Raw genomic sequence first — 1,050 nt, forward strand, 5'->3', positions numbered from 1 at the left:
CCGGCAGCCACACGGACCTGGCCGCCGGCCGCACCGGCGAGCTGTGGGTACGCGGCCCGCAGCTGATGCGCGGCTACCGCGACGACCCGGCCGCGACGGCCCGGACCATCGACGTCGACGGCTGGCTGCACACCGGTGACCTCTGCTACTTCGACCAGGACGGCTACCTGTACGTGGTCGACCGGCTCAAGGAACTCATCAAGTACAAGGGCTACCAGGTGGCGCCGGCCGAGCTGGAACACCTGCTGCTGACCCACCCGGCGGTCGCCGACGCGGCTGTGGTGGCGCGGCCCGACCCGGACGCCGGCGAGGTGCCGGTCGCGTATGTGGCGCTGCGCGGTGCCGCGACGGCGGAGGAACTGCTCGCGTACGTCGCCGAGCGGGTCGCGCCGTACAAGCGGTTGCGGGCGGTGCGGATCACCGAGTCGGTGCCGCGCTCCCCGGCCGGCAAACTGCTGCGCCGCGTGCTCGTCGAGGCGGAACGGGCCCACCGTCCGTGACGACCTTGGTATTTCCGGCGGCCCGGCCGCACTCAGATGTTCGGGTGCGGCCGGCGCCCGCGGCGAGAGGGGCGCCCATGGCACGCGGGGGACTGCTGAGCTGGGTGGTCAGCCTCGGCGCCACGGTGGCGTCGACGTACGCACTGGACGCGCTCGCCGCCGCGGTGGGCACGGCCGCGGTCGCCTCGGGACTTCTCACCCCGATCGGTACGCCGGGACTGGTGGCCCTGCTGCTGCTCAGCTACGCCGCCTGGGGCTGGGGCCTGCACGCCAACGTCCGGGCCAACTGGGCGCTGCTGACCACGACGGGCACGAGCACCAACATCCTGTCCAAGGTGGCGTACGAGGTGGCCCGGCGGCGACGGGCCGGCGTGCGCGCGCACCGGGTGGCCGCCGCGGCCGGATACGTCGGCACCGAGCTGGCCAAGGAGGTGCCGTACTACCTCGGCGCCTTCGGGGCCGCGGCGCTCACCGACTCGATCACCTCCGGCCAGGCCCTGGTCTTCCTCATCGGCGCGAACCTCGGCGCCGCCCTGTACGAGTACCTGCT

2 pseudogenes are annotated in these 1,050 nt (G+C 73.7%); both read left to right on the plus strand.

Going from position 1 to position 1,050, the window contains the following annotated elements:
* Positions 1-500, plus strand: a pseudogene (locus tag AB0C29_RS50065) (AMP-dependent synthetase); the annotation flags it as partial.
* Positions 501-577: 77 nt separating this feature from the next.
* Positions 578-1,050: pseudogene (locus AB0C29_RS50070) on the plus strand (hypothetical protein); the annotation flags it as partial.

This window comes from Actinoplanes sp. NPDC048791 (assembly GCF_040650095.1).
Lineage (GTDB): Bacteria > Actinomycetota > Actinomycetes > Mycobacteriales > Micromonosporaceae > Actinoplanes.